This is a genomic window from Pseudonocardia terrae, assembly GCF_021343995.1.
Lineage (GTDB): Bacteria > Actinomycetota > Actinomycetes > Mycobacteriales > Pseudonocardiaceae > Pseudonocardia > Pseudonocardia terrae.
Map to the genome: position 1 here is coordinate 86,020 of NZ_JAJTTE010000008.1, position 20,615 is coordinate 106,634.

Here is a 20,615-nt window from a genome sequence, read left to right on the forward strand (position 1 = left end):
CCCTTATGCACCCAGAAAGCCGAACTCTCCCAGCCTAGGCCCCGATCAGGCGTCCTCGGGTGTTCGACGGGTCACCCACGGCCAGCGGACGACGCCGTTAGGATGCTGCCGCAAGCCCTCGTAGCTCAGGGGATAGAGCACCGCTCTCCTAAAGCGGGTGTCGCAGGTTCGAATCCTGCCGGGGGCACAAGGTCAGACCGCTATTCGGAGGTTGCAGCCGGATCGCATGGAGCTATTCGTGGAGCGAGCCCGGCTACGATGGCTCCATGGCGACCGGCGCTACCGCCCCGAAGCGGCGCACTCGCGGTGAGATCGAGGTTCTGCCCAGCGGCTCGCTGCGAGTTCGCGTCTATGCAGGTGTCGACGCCCTCAGCGGCAAGCGCAACTATCTGGTCGAGACCGTCCCCGCCGGCCCCAAGGCGCCCGCCGAGGCCGAGAAGGTCCGCAGACGGCTGGTCAACGAGGTCGACGAGCAGCGCAGCCCGCGCACCAAGGCCACGGTCAACCAGCTCATGGACCGCTACCTCGAGCTTCTCGACGCCGAAGAGACGACGCGGAGCCGCTACGAGCAGGTCATCCGGACGCACATCCGCCCACTCCTGGGCCACCTCCCCGTCAGCAAGCTCAACGGCGAGACGCTTGACGCCCACCAAGCCCTCCTGCGGAGATGTCGCCGCCATTGCGACGGTCGCCCGTTCATCGAGCACGTTACCGACGGCCCCCACGACTGCGATGATCGTTGCGGGCCCCATGTCTGCCGACCGCTGGCAGTCTCCACGATCCGTAAGGCCTACTTCTGTCTCAGTGGAGCCCTTGCGCGAGCGGTCCGATGGCGTTGGATCACTGTCAACCCGATGGACCAGGCCGAGCCGCCCCGTGGTGCGAGGCCAGAGCCCAGCCCTCCGACGGCCGAGCAAGGCGCCGCAATCCTCAACGCCGCCTTCAAGGACACCTGGTGGGGTGTCTTCCTCTGGCTGGCCATGACGACCGACGCCCGGCGCGGAGAGCTGTGTGCGCTCCGCTGGGACCTGCTCGACTTGGACCGAGCAGTCCTCACGATCCGGACCAGCATCGCGCAGGAGAACAGCCGCACTTGGGAGAAGGGCACGAAGACCCATCAGCAGCGCCGAATCGCCCTCGACGGCAGCACGGTGGCGCTGCTTCGCGCCTACCGACAGCAATGCGTAGAACAGGCGGCCGCGGTAGAGGTCGACCTCGTGCCACAAAGCCGCATCTTCTCTCCGGCCATCGACCACAGCACTTGGCATCGCCCGTCCTCAATCTCGAATCGGTACGTCCGCATGTGCCGCCGACTGGGGTGGGATATGCACCTTCACCAGCTCCGTCACTATTCAGCCACCGAACTGATCACGGCAGGAGTCGACATCCGAACTGTCGCTGGCCGGCTCGGCCATGGAGGGGGCGGCTCTACAACACTGCGAGCATACACGGCTTGGGTCGCTGAAGCGGATCAACGGGCGGTCAAGGATTTCGGCGTAAGAATGCCCGCGCCGCCGATTCACCTCGAGGAAATCAGTGCGCGGGCGCCCGCGACTGCAGCTGACCATGAGAGCCCCTACCAACGGATAGCCGCCGACCTCCAGGCTGCGATCACGTGTGGAGCCCTCGCTCCTGGTGACCCTCTTCCTACCGTCGAGAAGCTCAAGGAGCGCTATCAGGTTTCAGCAGGAACCGCCAATCGCGCGATAGCTGTGCTCAAGCTCGCCGGACTTGTCGCCGTAAGCCGAGGCAAGCGGGCGATCGTCTGTAGCGATTAGTCGAGTAGAGCGGAGGCGGGCTGACACGTCCTACCGAATCGGGCGCCGGCCCGGCATGCGGCCGCCTTGAGCCGTCAGATCGGCGCTGGCGCGCGCTAGCTGATCTTTGTAACGAGCTTAGACGGCCGACGACCATGAGATGTACGGCTTGCTCCCCTGGCCACGGAGGCCTCTTGTGTCGTTGCCCTCTGGCGTTCCAAACCATCCTCGTCATGCGAAGAGGCCTGCGCCGACCCCGCAGGCGCCGGAGCAGCGGTCGTTCAAGCCGTGGGACGAGGCACTCACCATGCCCATTCGGCAGGTCCCGCCGACGCCGCAGCAGCGGTCCAGCAAGGGGCGGACGATCAGGTGGATCAGCCTCGGCGCTCTTGCCCTCGTGGCGCTCTTCGTGGTCCTCGGGGTGAGCGTGAACAAATCGAGCATAGCGGAGACGGCAGCGGCGTCGGCCCCACTCATGACGCCGCTCGGCTGCGCCGTCCATACAACGGGCAGCGGCACCCAGGTCGACGACATCAACTGCATCGAGCTCGGCCTGATCGAGCGCGTGTGCGGTATCGCGCCGATGAATTGGACGCAGCGCTCGATTTACCCGGGCGGTCATCTCGCCGACCAATGGTACGCTCCCGGCCAGCTGCTGGGAGCTCAGTTCATCTACACGTTCGACATGAACAGACGTGTTGCCACGGTGTTGTTCGCTTGTGGCGCAGCACCGGCTAGAACCATCACGGCGAACGAGTGGTGGACGATGATCACGCCGGGGGTGCCTACGGCGCTTCCGTACTGGGTGCGCTGACCCCCGGTGTTGCCTGGGGCAGCAGGGCACCCGCCGTCGCTGAGCCCGTGGACCTCAGCACCGACGCTCACGAGCTGCAGCGTGCAATACCCGACTTAACTGGCTCTTCCGGATCTAGAGTGCGAGGACTCCGCAGTGCAGGAGTGACCGGATTCGGTAGTTGATCAGGTTGCGGAAGCCGAGGGCGTTGCGGCGGAGTGCTTCGAGGCGGCCGTTGATGGCCTCGGTCGGGCCGTTCGAGGCGTGGTGGTCGAAGTAGGCGAGGACGTCGGCGCGGCGGCGGTGCAGGGTCCGTCCGAGGGTGGCGAGTTCCTTGATGCCGGCCGGTAGCCCGGCGCGGAGTCGGTCGATGACCGCGGTCAGGAGGGTCTTGCCGCGGCGGCGGTCCTGGTCGGCGTAGGCGGCGATGATCTGCTGGTAGGCCCACCAGGTGACCTCGACCGCGACGTGTTCCTCGGCGGCGAAGACCGCCTCGAGCCGGGTCCGCTGCTTGTCGGTGAGCAGCCCCAGACGGGTGCGCAGTGTGTGCGGCGGACGCGGTAGAGCGGGTCCCCGGAGCGGCCGCGGTGGCCGAGGGTGTCCTGTTGGACGCGTTGGCGACACAGGTCGAGCTTGTGCCCGGCCAGCGCGACGACGTGGAACGGGTCCATCACGGTGACCGCGTCCGGGACGGCGTCGGTGGCCGCGTTCTTGTAGCCGCCGAACCCGTCCATCGCTACGACCCGGACGCCGTCGCGGAAGGCCGGGTCGCGGGCCTCGAGCCAGGTCCTCAGCGCCTGGGCCGAGCGTCCCGAGACCAGGTCGAGCAGCCGCGCACGCCCCTGACCGGCCACGACCGCGGTCAGGTCGGTGATCACGGTGACGAATCCGTCGCCTTCGGCGCCGAACACATGGGCCCACTTGTGCTCGTCAACCCCGATCACCCGCACCCCATCGAGGCGGGCGGGGCCGGCGGAGCGCAGCAGAGCCTCGGTCGCGGCGACGGCGACGCTGTTCACGGTGTCCCAGCTACGACCCAGTTCTCGGGCGACCGCGGAGACGGTGGCCTTGTCGATCGCCAAGCGGCGCAACACATACTCCGCGCACCGCCGGGTGGTCGAAGCACCGGGTCGGGCCAGGCTGCTGCTGTCGTGGGCGAAGATCTCGCGAGTGCAGCCGTCATGCACGCACCGGTAGCGCGGCACTCGGACCCGCAGCTGTAGCGGATGCCCGACCACCGGGACATCGGTGACCCGGCGCTCGACGCTGTCTCGGTACACCCCGACCAACCCGCACCCCGGGCACGACCCGGGGCCGTCGGTGAGCAGGTCACACCACAGCACCGTGGTCTCACCGTGCAGCGCGGCGTCGGTGATCCGCACCCCGAGCTCGACGGTCCGGACGATCGTGTCGGCCACGATCTGGGCAGGCGGGCACGTAGGCTGCGACATCGGGTCCCCGGGCTTGTTGATGGTGTTCGGCGTAGGAACCTTCATCATCAACTTCTCGGGGCCCGCCTCAGCGCAGCGACACGACCTCTGCCGCCGGGACGATCACGCCCTCACCTGCACTCTGTTTCCGGAAGAGCCAGCAAACCCGGCTCCCGGAGATCCTCGCCGAGGCGGTGTCGATCAAGACACCGCGGATCAAGTCTGGGGCGGCGAACCGGCCCCGAAGCTGCTGGGCGTGATCGCCGGGATGTGCGCCGGCGCGGACAGCATTGACGATCTGGACCTGTTGCGCGCGGGCGGGACACCGGCTCTGTTCGACGGGGTCTATGCGCCCTCGACCCTGGGGGTGCTGTTGCGGGAGTTCAGCTTCGGGCACGCCCGCCAGCTGGAATCGGTGCTACGCCAACACCTGGTCGCGCTGGCCGCGCGCACCGAGGTGCGCAGACGGTCCAGGTAGAGGCGGACCGCGCGGGCACGGGTCTCCTCATCGAACTTCCGAGGTGCTCCCACGACTCCAGTCTCCTTGCTAGATCAGGAGCCTCTCCGTCGGCAAGGGCGGTTCACTTCCGAGGTGCTCCCACAGCTCCAGTCTCCTTGCTAGATCAGGAGCCTCTCCACCACCCAGGACGGTTCAGTCCCCGCCGCCGAAAGGCGCACCAGCCCGGGCGAAGCTTACGGCCAGGGCAGACCGAAGGGCTGTCCGCCATAGGCGATGCGCAGTGCGCGGTCATTCATTGCACAGCTCGAACCCCGAAGCGAACTCTCGGGAGCCGGACGCGATATCAATGGCCTCCGCCAAGTCGTCCGGATGATCGACTGGGTTGGAGCCGTCGAACGCGAAGCCGATGGCAGCCTCGTCGGCGCCAGGCTGGCTCACCACGGCCACCCACTCGGTGCCCTGGTGACCGTAGACCCAGCTCAGGTGAGTCCCGGGATAGGCAGCGCGGATCCGTCCTAGCGTATCGCCGACACCGACGCCCCGGTCTGTGCGAGTGCCGGCTGGCGGGGAGAACCCGATGAGGCGGTGGTCACGCCCAAGCAGGTAGCCCGCCGGACGGCCGCCCTGCGTGGTCCCAGTCGTGGCGATGAATGAGCACGGCCCGGACGCCTGCGCCGGCGCCGCTGTCGGTTCCGCGGCACGGATGTCCGACTCCGTCGCGCCGACGGTCGCGACGCCGGAGCCGCCGAACGCGACTGTCGCCGAGGCGGGTGCCGCCGGTGTCGCCGGTCGCACCGCGACCGGCTCCGCCGCGCACGCAGCGGCCACGATTACCGTCGCGAGGACACCCACGATGCGAGAAGTGGTCCGAGTACTCATCCGGCGAGCGTTGTCCCGGTCCAGAAGGCATCACCATCACGCATCTCGACAACGAGATACCGCGGGCCGGTCGCGTGGTACTCGTCCCAGCCGTCGAGGTTTCCAGTCGCGATGCCCGGCTCGAGCCCAAGCACACCGGCGTCGGCAATCTGCTCGGCGGTGCAGGTCTGCTCCCGCTCGTTGGTGTCGATGCAGGCCTGCATCGACAAGCCTGGGACGACGACGGACGGGCCATAGACGATCGGGTGGGTCGCGGCGAACCGGGCGAGTGTCGCGCTCGCGCCGCGGTCCGTGCGGATCCAGCTCACCGAGTCGTCGACACAGTGCGCGCAGAGCTCGGCGAGGGCGGCTGTGTCGCCGGCGGCGGCGGCCGTGCGGATCGCGGCGAGGAGATCGGCCGTGCTGGTGGGGATCTTCGCGCCGGTCACGTCGGTGTCAATGCGCGACGGTGCGGCTGGCGGGTCCGGCACCGCCTGGCCCGCCGCGGCCTCGGCCGGGGTGAACGCGATCGCCGTGGCGTGCGCGGCGAGAGTGCTCGTCCGGCCGTCAGCGGTGGTGAAGTCGAGCCGGCCAGCCTCGGGATCGAGGCCGGAGGGTGGAGCGGGCGACCTCTCGCTAAGGGCTGCGGCGTGCTCGCGGGTCGCCGGGTCGCTGGCCACGATCCGCGCAGTCCGGCCGTCCGCCCCGAACGCGAGTGCGAGCATCCCGCTGCCAAGGTAGGTCGGCGTCGCTCCGCCGACGAGGTAGGACACCAGCCGCTGCGGGTAGACCGGGCGGCAGCCACCGAGCGGCCCATAGGTCACGACGGTCGCGGTGCCGGCGGGTGAGGTGGACACGACCTGGCGGCTGCCCTCGTTCAGCTCGCCGCCGCGCATGTGCTCGTCTGCGGGTCGCGGGGGATCGACCGGACTCGACGTCCCGGTGCCATCAACAGTGCGCAAGTCGTCGCTCGCTGAGCACGCCCCGCTACTGGGGTGATCGACCCACGCGAACCGCGATACTCCGGGGACGGACGCCACCCGCTGTGGGTAGGAGACCTGGCCGCTGCGATCCACACGCAGCTGCACGGCCCCCGTCCGGTCTACGGTCATCAACGAATACTGCGCCCGGAAGTCGGCCTGCTGCTCGGGGATGCTGGCGGCGAGCACGACGTTGTCGCCCACGCTGCCGACTAGGTGCGAGTAGAGCGGCTGCGGTGGGTTCAGCCGCAACCGCCGGGGCGTCGATCCGTCGGCCGGGAAGATCGTCAGCGCGGCTCCGTCCGTGGTGAAGGACGCGAGGTCGTTACCCAAGAACGCGATGCCCCGACACGGGCACGGGTAGCGGTGCTCGGTGCCAGTGCGGTCGACAACGTGCACGATCCCGGCTTGGGTGGGGTTGTCGTTGGGCGCCTCGTCCTGCCAGGCGAGACGCTGTGAGTCCGGCGACCAGACCAGGCCGTCCGCCGCGGCCGCCGCGGAGGAGACCCGGGTGACGACGCCGTTCGTGTCGACGAGTGCCGTGCCGTCGGCGTCGCTGAAAGCGAGGACGGCGGGGGCAGCGGCAGGCGGCCGTCCGGCGGAGCCGGCGGTCGGCCCGACGGGTGCGCTGCACCCGGCCAGGGCGAGCACTAGCCCGGCCAGTACGACGGCCGTGCGGCGGGTCATGCCGCGCACCGGTCGACGTAGTCGACGGAGGCGCCGATGTTGGCTGCCCACTCGTCGCGGGTGAGCCCGGTGCCGGCGGTGCGACAGACCTGGGTCCGCCAGTCGAGGTCGTCGACGCGCCACAGGTCTGTCTGGCCCATGCTGGTTATCTCCCGCTTCGGTTTAACGGTGATCGAGGCCAGCATCGTGCCGTCGGGCGACCAGGCGAGGTCGGCGACGCTGTTGCCGAGCGGTTCCTCGAGGGCGGGCATGGCCTCGGTCCCTGAGCCCACGTCGTAGACGTGGATCCGTGTCCCCTGCGCGATAGCCACCTGGGGGCGGACGGGGTTCGCTGCGACGAACCCGGGCGGCTCGCCGGCTGGCAGGGTCCAGCTACGGCCCGCGGCGGACAGGTCGGCGGCAAACGTGACGACGCGGCGGTCGTCGGTAATGCCGACGATGTGCGAGCCGTCGCCCGTCCAAGCCAATCCCGTCACACCGGGCGCGGCGATCCGGGCGATCTCGTGGCGGTCGACAAGGTCGACGAGGACGAGCTGCTCGCCCTCGCCGCTGCCGATCGCGAAGGCGCCGCGCCGGCCGTGCACGGCCATCGCTGTGGATCCGGGGCCGAGGTCGAGGGTACCGGCGAGCTCGCCGGTCTCGGTGGACCAGATCCCTACTTGGCCGGAGGCGCTTCGCCCGATCACGAGGTGGGCGTCTGGGACCAGCGCGACCTGCACCATGATGCGGTCGCGGACGGCCTGCTTGCCGCTGTCCGATGCCGCGAGACCGAGCGACTTCGTGATCGCCTTGCGGTCGCCCTTCCATAGCATGATTGCGCCGCCGGTGGTGGTGAAGCCCGCCGCGGCTTTCGTACCGCCCGCGGACGCGACCGCGGTGATCAGAACACCGCCGCCGGTGTCGAATGTCTCGAGGTGAGGATAGTCGTCGCTGCCGTCCGCCTGGTCCACGTCGGCTGGCCGGCTCAGGTCAGCGAGTACGAGTCCGTACGCGGTGCCGGCGCCATCAACGCGGGTGAGCAGAAGCGAGCGGTCACCGGTGAAGGCAATGGCCGTGGCCGGCTTGCCCGGAGTGATAGGGGCGCCGGTGGTCAGCACCGTCACCCGGCCGCCTGCCTCACCCGCAACGATCGTCCGCCCACCGGTGGCGACTGTGGTGGACGCGCCGCCGGTCGGTCGAGCGAGCCCGACGCCGTTGTCGAAGGCGGTTCCGGACAGCTGCGTGGTGCCCTGCGGGCCGGCGAACGCGAACGCGTAGCTCGTGCCCGCAATCGCCGCCGGTGCGGTGACCACGCCACCGGCCGGGAACGACAGCCTCACCTTGCGCTGGCGGTCCCAGATCATCAGCCCACCCTCCGTCCCGACGGCGAGCTTGGCGGTCGTCGCTCCGAGCCGCGTTGCGTCGCCTGGGATGTCCTCCTTGGTGAGCTCGACCGTGACGGTGCCGCTGCTCAGCCCGATTGCCAGGACACGGTTGGTGGCCAGCAGCAGCATGATCTGGTCTTCGGGCTGCCCCGCCACGACGGCGGCGTCGAGCACCAGGCTGGTCGTCACGCGGCTGTCGAGCTGGGCCGCGGCCATGTCGCCGAGCCGTACGCAGCGCAGTAGCTCGTGGGTGGTGACGTCGTAGGTCGCAAATGTGCCCGAACCCCAGACCGCCACCAGCTCGACCCCACCAGTGGTGAAGCCCAGTCGGCGGACGGGCTCGTTCTGCTGGACGCAGGGTGCGGGCGGCAGCTGCCCGAGCGGGGTGGGGGCGCCGGAGGTGGTCCCGAAGAGGCTGATGCGACCGTCCGCCTCCGTGGCCAGCACCGGCGCCCCGGGGTCGAGCTCCATCAGATCCGCCGGCTCAGGGGTCTCACCCAGCGCCGCGCCGGTGGTCAGGTCCCACACGCGCACGGTGCCCTCCTTGCCCGCGGTGTAGACACGTGCGGCGGCCTCATCGACCGCTACGGCGTTGATGGATGACCTGCTCGCCTGCCAGGAGCGGCTGATCCCGGCGTTGTCCGCGATCACGTCGCGGATCGCGTCGACGGCCCGACCGTTCGACGGGTCGAGCTCGTGCGCCTCCAACCCGAGGAGCCCCGCGAGCCGTGGATCCGTCTGGCGCAGGGTCGTCGCGCGTGCGGCGAGGTCGGACGAGAGGCGGCCCCGCTCTGCGGCCGCCGTCACGCCCTGCTGTTGGATCTTGACCGTGATGCCGACTCCCGCGCCAGCGAGCACAACGGCGAGCACGACGGCGAGCACGAGCGCGACGGTGCGGTCCCAGCGGGTTCGGGTGGCGGCGATGGCCTCGCCGAGGTCCCCGACGTAGCGGGCCGAGACCTCGTTCTTGGCCAGCGCCTCGACGAGGCTCTCGTCTCGCTCCGACTTCCTGGGCAGGACGACACCCAGCTCAGCGCGTCCTGCTGCGTCGATCTTGTTGGCGTAGCCGCCGACAGGCTCGATCGTTCCCGTTGGCGTGAGCCGGCCGGTCGTTGCCTGGCCCACAGCGAGGATGCGTAGCCGGGGCAGCCACCAGCGCCGTCGGCGGTGCAATTCGTCGAGGGCGATGGCGATGGCCACACTCGCCGACGGCCCGTGCACGTCGACGCAGGGCTCCTCCTTCTCTGACATCCACCATGTGACGCACACGCCCGTCGTCGCGAGCGGGCACGACGCCCACGCCGTGCGCGCTGCGTCGACGAACTCCCGATCGCTGACCAGAAACGCCATGCGAGCCGGGTCGGGATGCAGCCCAGGCGGGCCGTCCTGCTGCAGGGCGACCCAAAGCTGCACTGCACGACCCTCCCGGCTGCGGTCGACCAGAACGGGCACGCTCACGGTCGCCGTGGGAGCGGAGGCCGGTCCGCCAAGGAGGTGGCGTGCGAGCAGGGCGACGAACCCCGCGGCCGGACCATGGGCAACCTCGCTTAAGACGTTTACCAGCCGGGTAAGTTCAGGCCGGGCACCGTCGGTCGACATCACGATGTCGCTGCCGCCCACGCCGACGCAGAAGGCCCGCTCGAAGTGCGCAGAAGCTGCCGCGGCATGGGCAATCATTGTCCGCTCGTCGTCGGAGAGGATCGCCCGGCCCACAGCGGTCACGGCGTTGGCCGCGGAGCACCACGGCGGCATTACGAGTGTGGCGCGGATCGCATCCGTACCGGATCCCTCGTGCCACCGAATCTTGCCCGGCCGCGACTTGAGCGCCGTCCACTCCGGTGAGCCGGGTTCGATGGGGGCGAGACTCGCGATGTCCCGCTCCTGCACGCGCGAAGCCACCCCTGCGACAAACGCCTGCTTCGCCCCGACCAGATCGTCGAGGACGCTGTCGCGGGCGGCGACAGCGTCCAAGGCGGCGCTGGTTGTCGTCTCCGCAGTCACTCGAGACCCTCGAGAACCGCGACGGCGATGGGGTCGCCAGCGGGTAGGCGGTCGGCGAGTCCGAGCCAGAACACCAGCGCGGTCTCATCCAGCCCGAGCATCGACCGCCGCACCCGCGGCGCGTCGTCGGCGTTCAGGCCCTCGATGGGTCGAGGCTGCGCGTCGACTGTCACCTCAACCGGATCGTCGGATCGCGCGACGACGATGACCCGCCCGGACGCGACGTCGGCGTCGCCGAGCATCGCGAGGACATACGTGGTCGATCCGTTTGGCCCGTCGGTCACGGTGAGCTCCAGAACCGAGCCCGGCCAGTCCGGCCCGGTCGCAGCGACGGCGACCGACATCACGTCGTCATGCGCGCGTCCCGAAACGAGCACCTCGACCTCGTCGGCCTTGGCCCGACTGACGATCACCGATCCGAGCGGCTCGCCATCGGGCGCGGCCGCGGCCGCCGCCATGCGGTCGACGGTGACCCTCATCGGCCGTAGCCGGAGTGGCAGCACCGGCGCGAGGGCCGTGGGCTCCGGCATAGTCCACCGGCGCTGCAGCCCTTTCAGGTTCTCGTCGATCTCGGCCGCCCGCGCGGACCGGTCGGCGACGGGCAGCCGATCGGACACCGACCGGGTGACCGCAAGGGCCCGGTCAAGGGCTGCAGCACGGGTCGGGCCGCCCGCCCAGACCAGCTCGACACGCAGCGGCCCCGTCGGCTCGTCACGGACGACGCGGACGGTGCTCGGTCGGTCCTCATCGTCGTCGACGGTCGCGGAAGCGACGACGTACTCGTCCGGGTCGGGCCGGTGGACAAAGAGTCCGGCAGCGCGCAGGACCGTCGCGAGGTCCTGCGCATCCGGCGGGATGTCGAGCAGGGTCGCGCTACCTCGATCCACCGCGGTCACCGGCCCTGATCCTCACCCGGGCGGCGGATGATCCAGTCGGAGTCTCGGAAGTGGCTGGAGAGGTCGCCGTCGGGCGCCTCTTGGGGGCCGCAGCTCGGGAACAGGGCCCAGCTCACCGACCTGCCCAGGCGCTCCGACTGACGCGCGGACCACTGTGTCACGTAGAGGAAGTACTCCTCCGCGTAGCGCTTCCGGACGAACGCGTAGTGCGGGTGGGTCGAGGTGATGCGCCCGGGGTCCACGCCTGCTCGCACCATCTGCTGCTGCACAAGCTCGATCATCTGGTCACTGGAGACCTGGACGTCGTAGTCGCTCGGATCGGTGTGCACCGCGCACCTGAAGAGGGCGTCGAAGGGCCGCCGGGCCGGCCGGTCTGCGGTCGGCCAGACCTGGTCCAGATGCTGTGTCGCGTCGTCGAGAACGTCCTCGTCCGGGATGCGACCACCCTCGTCGATCACCTGCCACAGGCGGGTCCGATCCACGGCGTGAGGCGCCACCTCGTCGAACGGCATCCGCTTCGCGGCGTGTGCGTAGAACCGGACTGAACTGCCCTGGATTCGGACGTCGGCGTCGGTGACCCCCTCCCGGTCGAGAGCATGGAGCAGGTCTTCGCAGAACCGCAGGTACGCCCTCGCTGTCATGCCCAGCGGGCGGACCCCGGCCGCGACGGCCTCGACGTCGTTGCACGACAGCCGCAGCTCGGCCAGCACGGACCCATCGGGCCGATAGGAACCGTCGGTGAGCAGCCGCTCAGCGGCGAGAGACCACTCGCAGGGCTCTGCAGCGGTCACGCCGCACCGCTCAGCGCTGCCTGGGCCTTGGCCTCCGAGCCGAACGGTTCGAGACCGCCGTCGTAGGCGCGCAGCCACCAGCCCCCCTTGGCGTCGCGGAACACCAGCGCTGCGCGCAGGTCACCGGCGTCGAGCAGGTCGGACCACGCGATCCCGGCGGGCAGGACATCCTCCATGCGGCGCAACCGCGACGCGGACTCGCGCGGCGCCAGCACGGAGTACGTCGTACGAAAAGTTCGCGTTCCTGCCGCGGTCGCTACGGTGACCCCGTACACCGGCAGCCCGGACGAATTGGCGAAGTTCACCTGCGGCGTGCCGTTGTCGACCGCAAGCTCCACCCAGGCAGTCACCTGGCTCGCCTGCGCCGCGCGTGACGCCTGTCGCCGTTCGGCCTCGCCGATCTCCAGATGTGAGAGTTGGACGCTCTGTTGCTGGTTGGTGCGCACTGCGGCCCGTGCAGCGACCACCGCTGCTGCTAAGGCGACGATGCTGGCGAATGCGGAGAGGAGCTCAGCGAGCGACCCGGTCTCCATGCATACCCCTTGTCCCTGCGACCGACGCGCAGCGGCGCGCCACCGGACCGAAGGCGCCGGCGTACCCCCAATCGCTGACTCGCGACGTGTTGTTACAGAACGCTCATAGGTGGCTCCTCAGCGCAGTAACTCCTCGGGCGTGTCGGGGCTCAGCCGCGGTAGCCCATCTCCGACGCCATAACCGTCACGGCAGGCGTACGACGCACCTTGCCGCCGTGGAGTGAGACCATGTGTAACCGTCGGCGTTGTCCAGTGAAACGCACGAGCAGGCTCCACCGACTCATCGGCGTGAAGGTACGGCTCCCCACTATGGTCTTCCTGGCACTGGTCTTCCTGGCACTCGCTGCTGCACTTCTGTGCGGCGGCTGCAGATCGAGCTCGTCCCTTGAGGAAACCCCCTGTCCCGGGGCCATCGACAGCGCGGGCCAGGACGCGACTGCATCCGCGACGAAGGTCCTGCGGTGCCTCTTCACGGCCTACGACATCGATGACCGGGACGGCGCAGCTCAGTTCGGCTCCGCCGAGGCTATCGCCACCGTCTTCGACGAGATGCACCCGCCGAAAGTTCTGCCGCGCATCTCGTGCGCGTCCGACCAAATCTGCGACGTGTTCTGGCCCGCTAAGTGTGCGGAAGCAAATCTGTCACTAGGACGGATGGACTCGACTATCGCTACCGTAGAATTCCTGGAGCCGTGTCCTCAGAACGGCTCGACCGAAACAACGGGATCTGGTTCATGAACGTCGACAAGCCGCCGGTGAAGCGGAAAGTGGCCGGAATTCGGCGGCCAGCGGTCCTGCCCGGGAGGTCGCGAAACCGGACCGCCAAGGGCGACGCTCCGCCACATGTTGAGGCGTCCACCACGAAGGCCGCCCGCCTCGCGGCGCTGGGTCGCCCCTTCACGTGGGGTGGAAAGACGCTTGTCGCAGCGATTAGTGCCGTCGCCCTGGCCGCGGCCGTGGCCATAGCCACGCCCGTCATCGGCGTCTCGAGGATCTCCGACATGTTCCGGAGTGGACCCGATGTCGCGATCAGAACAAGCAAGATCTTCGACTACGGCTCTGACGCGATGGCGTTCGGTGGCGAATTCACCCTCGCACCGGATGAGCCGACCCGGATCGCCATCGGCCCCGACTCCGCCGCAACGCTCCTAGGCAAGATGGAGACCGCCGGTGGCGTCCCGCTACATTTGTTACGGCTCCGCATCGATGTTCGGGGGAACCGATCCTCTGAGGTCAGGGTAACGGGGCTCGACGTGATCGAGCTTCGTCGATCGGCTGCGCTCAACGGCACACTGGTCAGCTACGGCCAAGAAGGCGGGAACGAGCCGGTCCAGCAGGTTGTGTTCGACCTGGACTCCGCAGTTCCCCAAGGCCTTCTTCCAACCAGGGCACAGGTCGACAACAGCGTTGCGCCGACCACCAAGCCGTCAGAGATGTTCTTTTCAAATTATTCGCTGCCGATTAAGGACAACGAGACAACGAGTATCATCGCGCAGTTCTCCATCTCGAAAGGTGCAGCGACATTCGACCTGCAGCTCGACTACACACTCGACGGGAAGCCCCGGCAAATGCTGATTCCCGGACAGTTCGCTACATCTGCGCTCAGCTGCGGATCGCAGACCACCGCTGACTACGACCGCGCCTACATGATGACCACCAATCCGGGCACCGGCGCGCTCGTCCTCCAGGAGCAGGCGGACCCCCACAGCATCCCGGTGACTGGCTGCGTGCACTGACCGGCCCACAGCGCCGATATACTCCCGCTGCGCGCACTCGTCAGCCTGGCGACAGACAAATGTCGTCGCGGGCTGCCGGCGAACCCAGAGACACCGCCTTGCAAAGGAAACCGGCGATGTGACCTGTGCTGCATGTTGCAGGTCAGAAGCACTTCAATCCTGTCTCTGTTGCCTGTACTGGCTTCAAGCGGACCAGATTCATTGCCACCGACAGTGCCAAGAAGTCCACTATGGACGAAATCTGCGGCCGCTGGCGATTCGCTAGCAAGGCCGGTAAGTCTCGCCACCGGGCAGATGACAGCGGGGTCCTGTGTAGCCCGGGTAGAGGTCGCTCTTGTCGTCATCCCGCGGCGCGGTCACGTCATCGTCATCGTCAGGACGTGGACTGACGTCGCGGTAGCGGTCGCGATCTGATACCTGCCGGTTCGTGCGGTCGTCGAAGTAGTCGGAGGTGCTGGTGTCCGGCCGCGGCGACACCACGCGGACGCAGGTCGAGCCGTAGATGCCCAGCCTTGCGGCCCTCGCCGTCTCGTAGGCGCTCTGGAGCTCGACGGTGTAGACGGGATCTCCGGCGTACGCCGGGAACCGTCGTACGAGTCCCCGCCGCATCATCTCGTGCGCGAGGTCCTTGGTCGAGCCGGCGCTCTCGCCGTAGCGCACGTACCTGAGTGGCCGCCCGATCCTGTCGACCCCATCCTCGGCGTCTGCGTAGACGCGGACGACCTGGTCGGTGAGCTCGCGACGCACAAACGAAGCAGCGTCCGCACCGCCGCACTCGTCGGCTTCGGGTGCGTCAATGCCGATCAGCTGGATCTGGCTACCGTCCTCGAGCTCGACGGTGTCGCCGTCAACGACGCGCGTGACGACGACAGCCTCGCCGCCTGGCTGACAGGTCGACCGTGCGGAGTAGGCAGGCGGGCCCTCTCTGCACTCGTGAGGAAGTGACCGGCGTTCGCCTTCAGCCTTCGAGATACAAGCAACCGCGAGAGCGCCCAGCACGATGAGGAATAGGACCAGACATCCCAAAGGGCCGCGAGCACTCGAGCGCCTGGAGTCGGGTCGCCCTGGCGCTGGCGGCACAGCGATCGCAGCCACCCAAACCCCCCATCGCGCGGCCAGGTCGCAGCACAACTCCTCTGCGCTGTCCGCCCATGAGAGGAGACGGGCGACGGGCCTGCTGGTTGGCGTCCGGTTGGAGCAGACTTGGCGTCCGCGCTTCGACCAGCGGGGAAGCTTCGGCCACTGGCGTATCGCTTCAGTCGATGTCGCGCTCGGCCTGTCCGGGCTGCAGTTGCCAGCAGATGCGCAGTTGACAAGGGGCGTGAATGTCGTTCACACTTCATCCTGTGAACGACGTTCACAGGTCCGACGACGGCGACCTGGTCGGCCTTGCCGAAATCGCGGAGCTAGCCGGCGTCAGTCGGACTGTCGTTGCCAATTGGCGTGCGCGCGACCCACGCTTTCCGCGACCCATGGTTGAGCTGCGTGCCGGGCCCGTGTTCAACCGAGACGTCGCCGCTCGATACCTTAGGAGAAGGAACCGACACATGGCGCATGTTGTTTCGACGATCAATCTCAAAGGTGGCGTTGGCAAAACGACAACCACGGTGGGACTGGCCGAGGTACTCTCCGCCGACTTCGGCAAGAAGGTTCTGGTAATTGATCTCGATCCGCAGACAAATGCAACGACGGTTCTTATTGGTGAGGACCGATGGCGTGAACTGAACGGCGCGGGCCACACTCTTGTCAGTTTGTTCACCGATGCCCTTCGGCGGGATGATGAGCCAGCTCGCTTTGACCTGAACTCGACGCTTCAGCGGAAAGTCAGTGCGGTCACAGATGTACAGACTGTTGATCTGCTGCCGAGTTCGCTGGACCTGATTGACGTCCAGGATCGCCTGGCTGGCATGCCTTCGGGGCGCTTCTACTCGAACAATCCGACCGATCTACTCCGGCGCGCAGTTCGACCTCTTCTGGACAACTACGATTACGTACTTGTCGATTGTCCGCCAAACCTAGGCATCGTAACTTTAAATGGCCTCCGAATCTCGGACGGGTACATCATCCCGACAATTCCTGACGTGCTGAGTACCTACGGAATCCCTCAAATTCAGACGCGCGTCCGCGCGTTTGCAGATAGTCTCGGAGAGACTATACACGAACTCGGCATCGTGATCACTAAGTTCCGGGAAGCGTCGAAGGTCCACCATGCGACCCTACGGCGACTGGTTGACGATGAGAACTTACCACCGGTGTTCGATACCCGGATTCCGGAGGGCAACGCGATTGCCGCGTCGGCGGAATTCTCGACGACCTCGACACTTAGGCAGAAGTACAGCTATCAAGGCGGCTACGAGGCCTTCCGAGAATTGGCTAAGGAGTTCATTAGTCAGGTCGAGGACATCGCATGAACGCGAGTGGTGGACCGAGTAGGGCGCATGATGCGGTGGACAACGCGGCCGAAGCACTGTCCCTCCTGGCCGGAACTCATCCTGATCTGGCAACCGGATTAGCAAGCATCATTGCGACAATTGCGAACGAGGCGAAGCGCACTCCACGATTCGCGACAGCGCTGACGAAAGGAATGATTGCCGGTGCTGAGGTGACTAATTCGGCACCTGCGCGACGCTCTGGACGGCGTAGTCCTGGTGTCCTCGATCCCTTCGCGGTCTATGCGGAAGGCGGCGAGGGCGGGTTGCGTGAGCGCTTGAGCGAACTCGAACTCGAACAACTACGTGACATTGTCGCAGAGCACGGGATGGACCAGGATCGACTTGCGATGAAGTGGAAGGATTCGTCACGAGTTGCTGAGCGCATCATAGAGAGGGTCGCGGCTCGCTCGGCAAAGGGATCGGCCTTCCGATAGTTGTGGAGCAGTCCTTCACGATGCGAGTCAATTCAGCCCGCCGGTGTTGCTGGCGTCCCGCCAGACGATCTTGGCCGCTGGTGAGTACTCGACGCCGGGCTGGCTGAGTGCGATGTCAAAGAGGCGGCTGGGAGCCGCGGGCACCGCGCTCGGTCTACAGGCCCGCCTGCAGTTTCGACGAAGGTCTCCGGCGTGTGTTGCTGATGCACTTGGTGGCCGGCGCCTCGGCGTCCTGGCCTGGCGGTCCGTCCCTTGGGTGGCGGGGTGCTGCCCCCCGCCGCCGTAAGGCGCACCCGCGCGGCCGTGGAGGCTCGCGGTCCAGGGCAGCCCGCAGGCTGTCGCGTAGCGACGCGTAGCGCAGCGGAGCGCCCTTGACCGGGAGTGCGGCCGTGCTAAGCCAAGGGCCGACAGGCCCGCCCGAAGGGCGTCCGATTTCATTCCTCGGCCCGCGGCCCCGAGCGCCTTCACGCCCTCAGATATGAGGCCGTCCGTGGGGATGAATGGCTCACAATGGCGGGAAGAACGACTCAAGACGGAATGGAAGGAATCCGCATTATAACGACACCGTATGGAAACTCCCGGTAATCCAAAGGTAGGGGCGGCCGTTGAGCGACCCCGACTTCGGCTCCACGGACTGCAACTGTGTTGGCCGCTGGACTTCCTCGCTGGGAGCTCGCCGCGGCCCGTCGACCGACACAGCGAGCAGGCGAGCCGCCGGCGACGAACGAACCCAGTTCGTGCTAGACGAGGGCCCTCCTCGACCAAGCCCCGGCCGACGACTACAGCACGCAGCGGCGATTGGCGTCGTCGCGGATTGGCTGTTGCTCTGAACTGGCACGAGGCGGCGCATCCCTCGATCGTGTGGGGCGCCACCGGCGCCACGGACACTCGGTTAAGATCGTCACCCGACCGGATCGATGTTGAAGTCCCGGTCATGCAGGCACAGCGCTGGAGCGAGGCGACCTACGAAGTGACGTGGATAACGGACCTGGACGCAGTCGATCATCGAGTCCTGCCCCCGGATCCGGACGTGTTGACCGCGATCGGCCTGAGCCACGACCTCAACTCGGCAATAGCCGATCTCGTCGACAACAGCGTGGACGCGGGCGCCACCTCCATCCTGATCCGCTTCGTTCTGGTCGATGGAAAGCCCAGGTCGCTGCTCGTCGTCGACGACGGCCGTGGCATGTCGGACTCGCAGCTGGACCAGGCGATGACCATCGGCAGAAGACGGTCCTATGAGGGCTCCGATCTCGGGCATTTTGGGATGGGGCTGAAGTCTGCGTCTTTCAGCCAGGCCGACATACTAACCGTCTTGACCCGCGCCGCTGAGGCGCCCGGGATAGGCCGTCGCTGGAGCCGACATACACGCGATTTCATTTGTGATGTCATTGACAGCGGCCAAGCTGAGCAGGCGCTCGCCTCCGCGGGTCCTATCGCAAACTCTGGCCACGGAACAATCGTGCGCTGGGACGATGTACGGGAGTTCCCCACCAGCGACAACCCCGCAGTCGTGGACGACTACATCTCCCGAACAACGCAGCAGATCCGAGCGCATCTCGGTACGACTCTCCATGCCCTGCTAGAGCAGGGCAAGGTAACGGTGACGATTGACGCCGCCGATGTCACCGACGGCTCCGCCGGTGCTCCGCAGACGGTCGAGGCGATCGATCCGTTCGGCTACCGGCGAAGCGGCGCACGCGGCTACCCCAAGACCTTGTGGGCAGAGGTCGATCATCGCCGCATCGCGCTCGAATGCCACATTTGGCCCGCGCGAAGCGAAGCGCTCGGATTCCGCCTCGGTGGAGCCGCCGAGCAATACCAGGGCTTGTACTTCTACCGGAACCGTCGTCTGCTCGAGATCGGCGGCTGGAAGTCCACAGCCATCCCGCACCGACGCCTGCAACTTGCCCGGGTCGCTATCGACGTATCCGAAAACATCGACTTGATCAACATGAATATGGAGAAGAGCGCCGTTCAGCCGAAGCCGAGCCTCTTGCGAGGGATCGAGAAGGCCCAGGCCGAGGACGGCACCTCCTTCTCCGACTACCTTCGCGACGCGGAGAGCGCCTACAAGCTCGGCAACACACGTAACACCGGAAGGCCGCAGGTAGTCCCGCCCGGGCCCGGAATCGCGCCGGAGGTGAAGCGAGCGATCCTGGAGGAGCTCCCGATCCTCGGTGGTCGCGAGCCGGTGGCCATCCGTTGGAAGCGTCTCGACAACACCGACTTCTTCGAGGTGGACCGTCGCGCAGCCACTCTCTGGCTCAACAGTCGTTACAGGGCGACTGTGAACGGCGACAGGCGATCCAGCCTCAACGATTCGCCCCTGCTGAAGGCGGCGCTCTACCTCCTGCTCGAGGACATCTTCCGGGGGACGGCGTTCGGTCCGCGGGACAAGGACAACGTCGAGTTGTGGCAGGCCGTCCTCAGCGCAGCCGCGCAAGCAGAGGCTGACCATTGAGCTCCCGGTCCGACCAGGGACGGCATCTTGCCCTCGAAGGCGTGCAACGGTATCTGCAGGCGGGGCTCTCTGGGGACGTCCTCATCCCCGGCCGACCTGAGGCCTACCTCATCGTCGCCGCCGTGACGCGAACACTGTCGATCCACGTCGGCATGGGGTCCGGCGGCTCACGCGTCGTTCCCGATCTGAGCACTTACCAACACCTCGACGCCGACACCGTCTACTGGCGGGGCAGTCACTGGTTCCGTCTGAGTGTGCGCACGACGCACAGGCTCGAGGATCTCTATCCCCTGCTGTGCCTTGTCCTCGACGCGATCCAGCTCAACGGACGCAGCTTCGCTGCCGCCGTCAACGACGCTTTGGACTCCTACCGCGAGCTGCTCGTGCAGCGGGGCGCCCTGTCAGAGGCAGACCAGATCGGCCTCGTCGGCGAGCTTCTGACCTTGAAACACCTGATCACATCGCTCGGACCGGACGCCGCGGTCGACGCCTGGGTCGGCGGCAAACGCGAGGAGCACGACTTCTCCCTGAGCAGCGATGACCTCGAGGTCAAGACCACGGCCGCGGACCGTCGCACCCACTGGATCTCCTCCGCCACTCAACTGGAACCCAAGCCCGGCCGTGATCTATACCTGCTGTCCCTGCAGATCACCCGCGCTGGCGCAGGCCCAGGCAGCACCCTCCCGGAACTGGTGGACTCCGTTCGAGTGCTGTCCGGCCCGGCCGAGCCGCACGTCGCCAGGCAGCTTGTAGCCGGGTCCTACCGCGATACCGATGCAGACCTGTACCCGACACGGTGGACGTTGCGGAGTCCGCCCATCACCCTCCTGGTCGACGCCGGATTCCCCGCTCTTACGTCTGAGCGACTCGTCCAGGCGGTCCCCCGCGCGGCCTTGATCACTTCGGTCAGCTACCAGCTGGATCTCGAGACCTATCCGGCCAGCACGCCACCCCGCGAGCTCGTCGGCCTAGTCGCACCCAAGGAGAACGCCGGATGAC

At 67.4% G+C, this 20,615-nt stretch carries 14 protein-coding genes, 1 tRNA gene and 2 pseudogenes; 9 read left to right on the forward strand and 8 right to left on the reverse strand.

All coding sequences use genetic code 11. From position 1 onward, the window contains the following. The first annotated feature begins 114 nt into the window (after window positions 1-114). The 3 genes from LWC33_RS07595 (at window position 115) to LWC33_RS07605 (ending at window position 2,571) form a co-directional block, all read left to right on the forward strand. A tRNA-Arg gene (locus LWC33_RS07595) sits at window positions 115-187 on the forward strand. 79 nt (window positions 188-266) lie between these two features. Then, window positions 267-1,778 carry a tyrosine-type recombinase/integrase gene (locus LWC33_RS07600; protein WP_233303519.1) on the forward strand — a complete coding sequence of 504 codons (1,512 nt, stop codon included), beginning with the start codon at window positions 267-269 and terminating at the stop codon, window positions 1,776-1,778. A 376-nt stretch (window positions 1,779-2,154) separates the two neighbouring features. Then, a complete protein-coding gene (locus LWC33_RS07605) occupies window positions 2,155-2,571 on the forward strand; it encodes a hypothetical protein (protein WP_233303520.1) in 417 nt (138 codons plus the stop codon). 114 nt (window positions 2,572-2,685) lie between these two features. Here LWC33_RS07605 and LWC33_RS07610 read toward each other — a convergent pair. Then, window positions 2,686-4,001, reverse strand: a pseudogene (locus LWC33_RS07610) (ISL3 family transposase). Window positions 4,002-4,141: 140 nt separating this feature from the next. Here LWC33_RS07610 and LWC33_RS07615 point away from each other — a divergent pair. Then, window positions 4,142-4,440, forward strand: a pseudogene (locus LWC33_RS07615) (IS1380 family transposase); the annotation flags it as partial. A 288-nt stretch (window positions 4,441-4,728) separates the two neighbouring features. Here the strand turns inward: LWC33_RS07615 and LWC33_RS07620 are convergent. The 6 genes from LWC33_RS07620 to LWC33_RS07645 all read right to left on the reverse strand — a co-directional run bounded on the left by LWC33_RS07620 (window position 4,729) and on the right by LWC33_RS07645 (window position 12,550). Continuing rightward, window positions 4,729-5,319, reverse strand: coding sequence for a hypothetical protein (locus tag LWC33_RS07620; RefSeq protein WP_233303521.1), 591 nt, complete (start codon window positions 5,317-5,319; stop codon window positions 4,729-4,731). Further along, window positions 5,316-6,482, reverse strand: coding sequence for a hypothetical protein (locus LWC33_RS07625; protein ID WP_233303522.1), 1,167 nt, complete (start codon window positions 6,480-6,482; stop codon window positions 5,316-5,318). The genes LWC33_RS07620 and LWC33_RS07625 overlap by 4 nt, the downstream gene beginning before the upstream one ends. A 479-nt stretch (window positions 6,483-6,961) precedes the next feature. Further along, window positions 6,962-10,330 (reverse strand): S16 family serine protease, encoded by a 3,369-nt coding sequence (locus LWC33_RS07630; RefSeq protein WP_233303523.1) that lies wholly within the window; start codon window positions 10,328-10,330, stop codon window positions 6,962-6,964. Further along, window positions 10,327-11,226, reverse strand: a complete 900-nt coding sequence (locus LWC33_RS07635) for a hypothetical protein (protein ID WP_233303524.1) — start codon at window positions 11,224-11,226, stop codon at window positions 10,327-10,329. Before LWC33_RS07635 ends, LWC33_RS07630 begins: the two co-directional genes overlap by 4 nt. Further along, the gene (locus LWC33_RS07640; protein ID WP_233303525.1) at window positions 11,223-12,017 is read right to left on the reverse strand and encodes a hypothetical protein; all 795 of its coding nucleotides are present in this window, start codon (window positions 12,015-12,017) and stop codon (window positions 11,223-11,225) included. Before LWC33_RS07640 ends, LWC33_RS07635 begins: the two co-directional genes overlap by 4 nt. Then, entirely contained in the window at window positions 12,014-12,550 is a 537-nt protein-coding gene (locus LWC33_RS07645) for a hypothetical protein (protein ID WP_233303526.1), read from the reverse strand. Before LWC33_RS07645 ends, LWC33_RS07640 begins: the two co-directional genes overlap by 4 nt. A gap of 734 nt (window positions 12,551-13,284) precedes the next feature. Between LWC33_RS07645 and LWC33_RS07650 the strand changes: the two genes are divergently transcribed. Next, window positions 13,285-14,286, forward strand: coding sequence for a hypothetical protein (locus LWC33_RS07650; protein ID WP_233303527.1), 1,002 nt, complete (start codon window positions 13,285-13,287; stop codon window positions 14,284-14,286). A gap of 261 nt (window positions 14,287-14,547) precedes the next feature. Here the strand turns inward: LWC33_RS07650 and LWC33_RS07655 are convergent, their stop codons facing one another. Further along, on the reverse strand, window positions 14,548-15,285 hold the full coding sequence (locus tag LWC33_RS07655; RefSeq protein WP_233303528.1) for a thermonuclease family protein: 738 nt from the start codon (window positions 15,283-15,285) through the stop codon (window positions 14,548-14,550). 347 nt (window positions 15,286-15,632) lie between these two features. On the opposite strand from LWC33_RS07655, the gene LWC33_RS07660 reads away from it, so the two are divergent. From LWC33_RS07660 to LWC33_RS07675, 4 genes are all read left to right on the forward strand, one after another. Continuing rightward, the gene (locus tag LWC33_RS07660) at window positions 15,633-16,697 is read left to right on the forward strand and encodes a ParA family protein (protein ID WP_233303529.1); all 1,065 of its coding nucleotides are present in this window, start codon (window positions 15,633-15,635) and stop codon (window positions 16,695-16,697) included. Between the two features lie 35 nt (window positions 16,698-16,732). After that, window positions 16,733-17,152: a hypothetical protein gene (locus LWC33_RS07665; RefSeq protein ID WP_233303530.1), complete on the forward strand. Its 420-nt coding sequence runs from the start codon at window positions 16,733-16,735 to the stop codon at window positions 17,150-17,152. A gap of 814 nt (window positions 17,153-17,966) precedes the next feature. Next, window positions 17,967-19,616: an ATP-binding protein gene (locus LWC33_RS07670; protein ID WP_233303531.1), complete on the forward strand. Its 1,650-nt coding sequence runs from the start codon at window positions 17,967-17,969 to the stop codon at window positions 19,614-19,616. 41 nt (window positions 19,617-19,657) lie between these two features. Further along, a complete protein-coding gene (locus tag LWC33_RS07675) occupies window positions 19,658-20,614 on the forward strand; it encodes a PD-(D/E)XK motif protein (protein ID WP_233303532.1) in 957 nt (318 codons plus the stop codon). Window position 20,615: the final 1 nt, after the last annotated feature.

Coding starts and splice junctions, on each gene's coding strand:
- LWC33_RS07650 (WP_233303527.1), top strand. CDS start 13,285: ATGAACGTCGACAAGCCGCCGGTGAAGCGGAAAGTGGCCGGAATTCGG.
- LWC33_RS07620 (WP_233303521.1), bottom strand. CDS start 5,319: ATGAGTACTCGGACCACTTCTCGCATCGTGGGTGTCCTCGCGACGGTA.
- LWC33_RS07600 (WP_233303519.1), top strand. CDS start 267: ATGGCGACCGGCGCTACCGCCCCGAAGCGGCGCACTCGCGGTGAGATC.
- LWC33_RS07645 (WP_233303526.1), bottom strand. CDS start 12,550: ATGGAGACCGGGTCGCTCGCTGAGCTCCTCTCCGCATTCGCCAGCATC.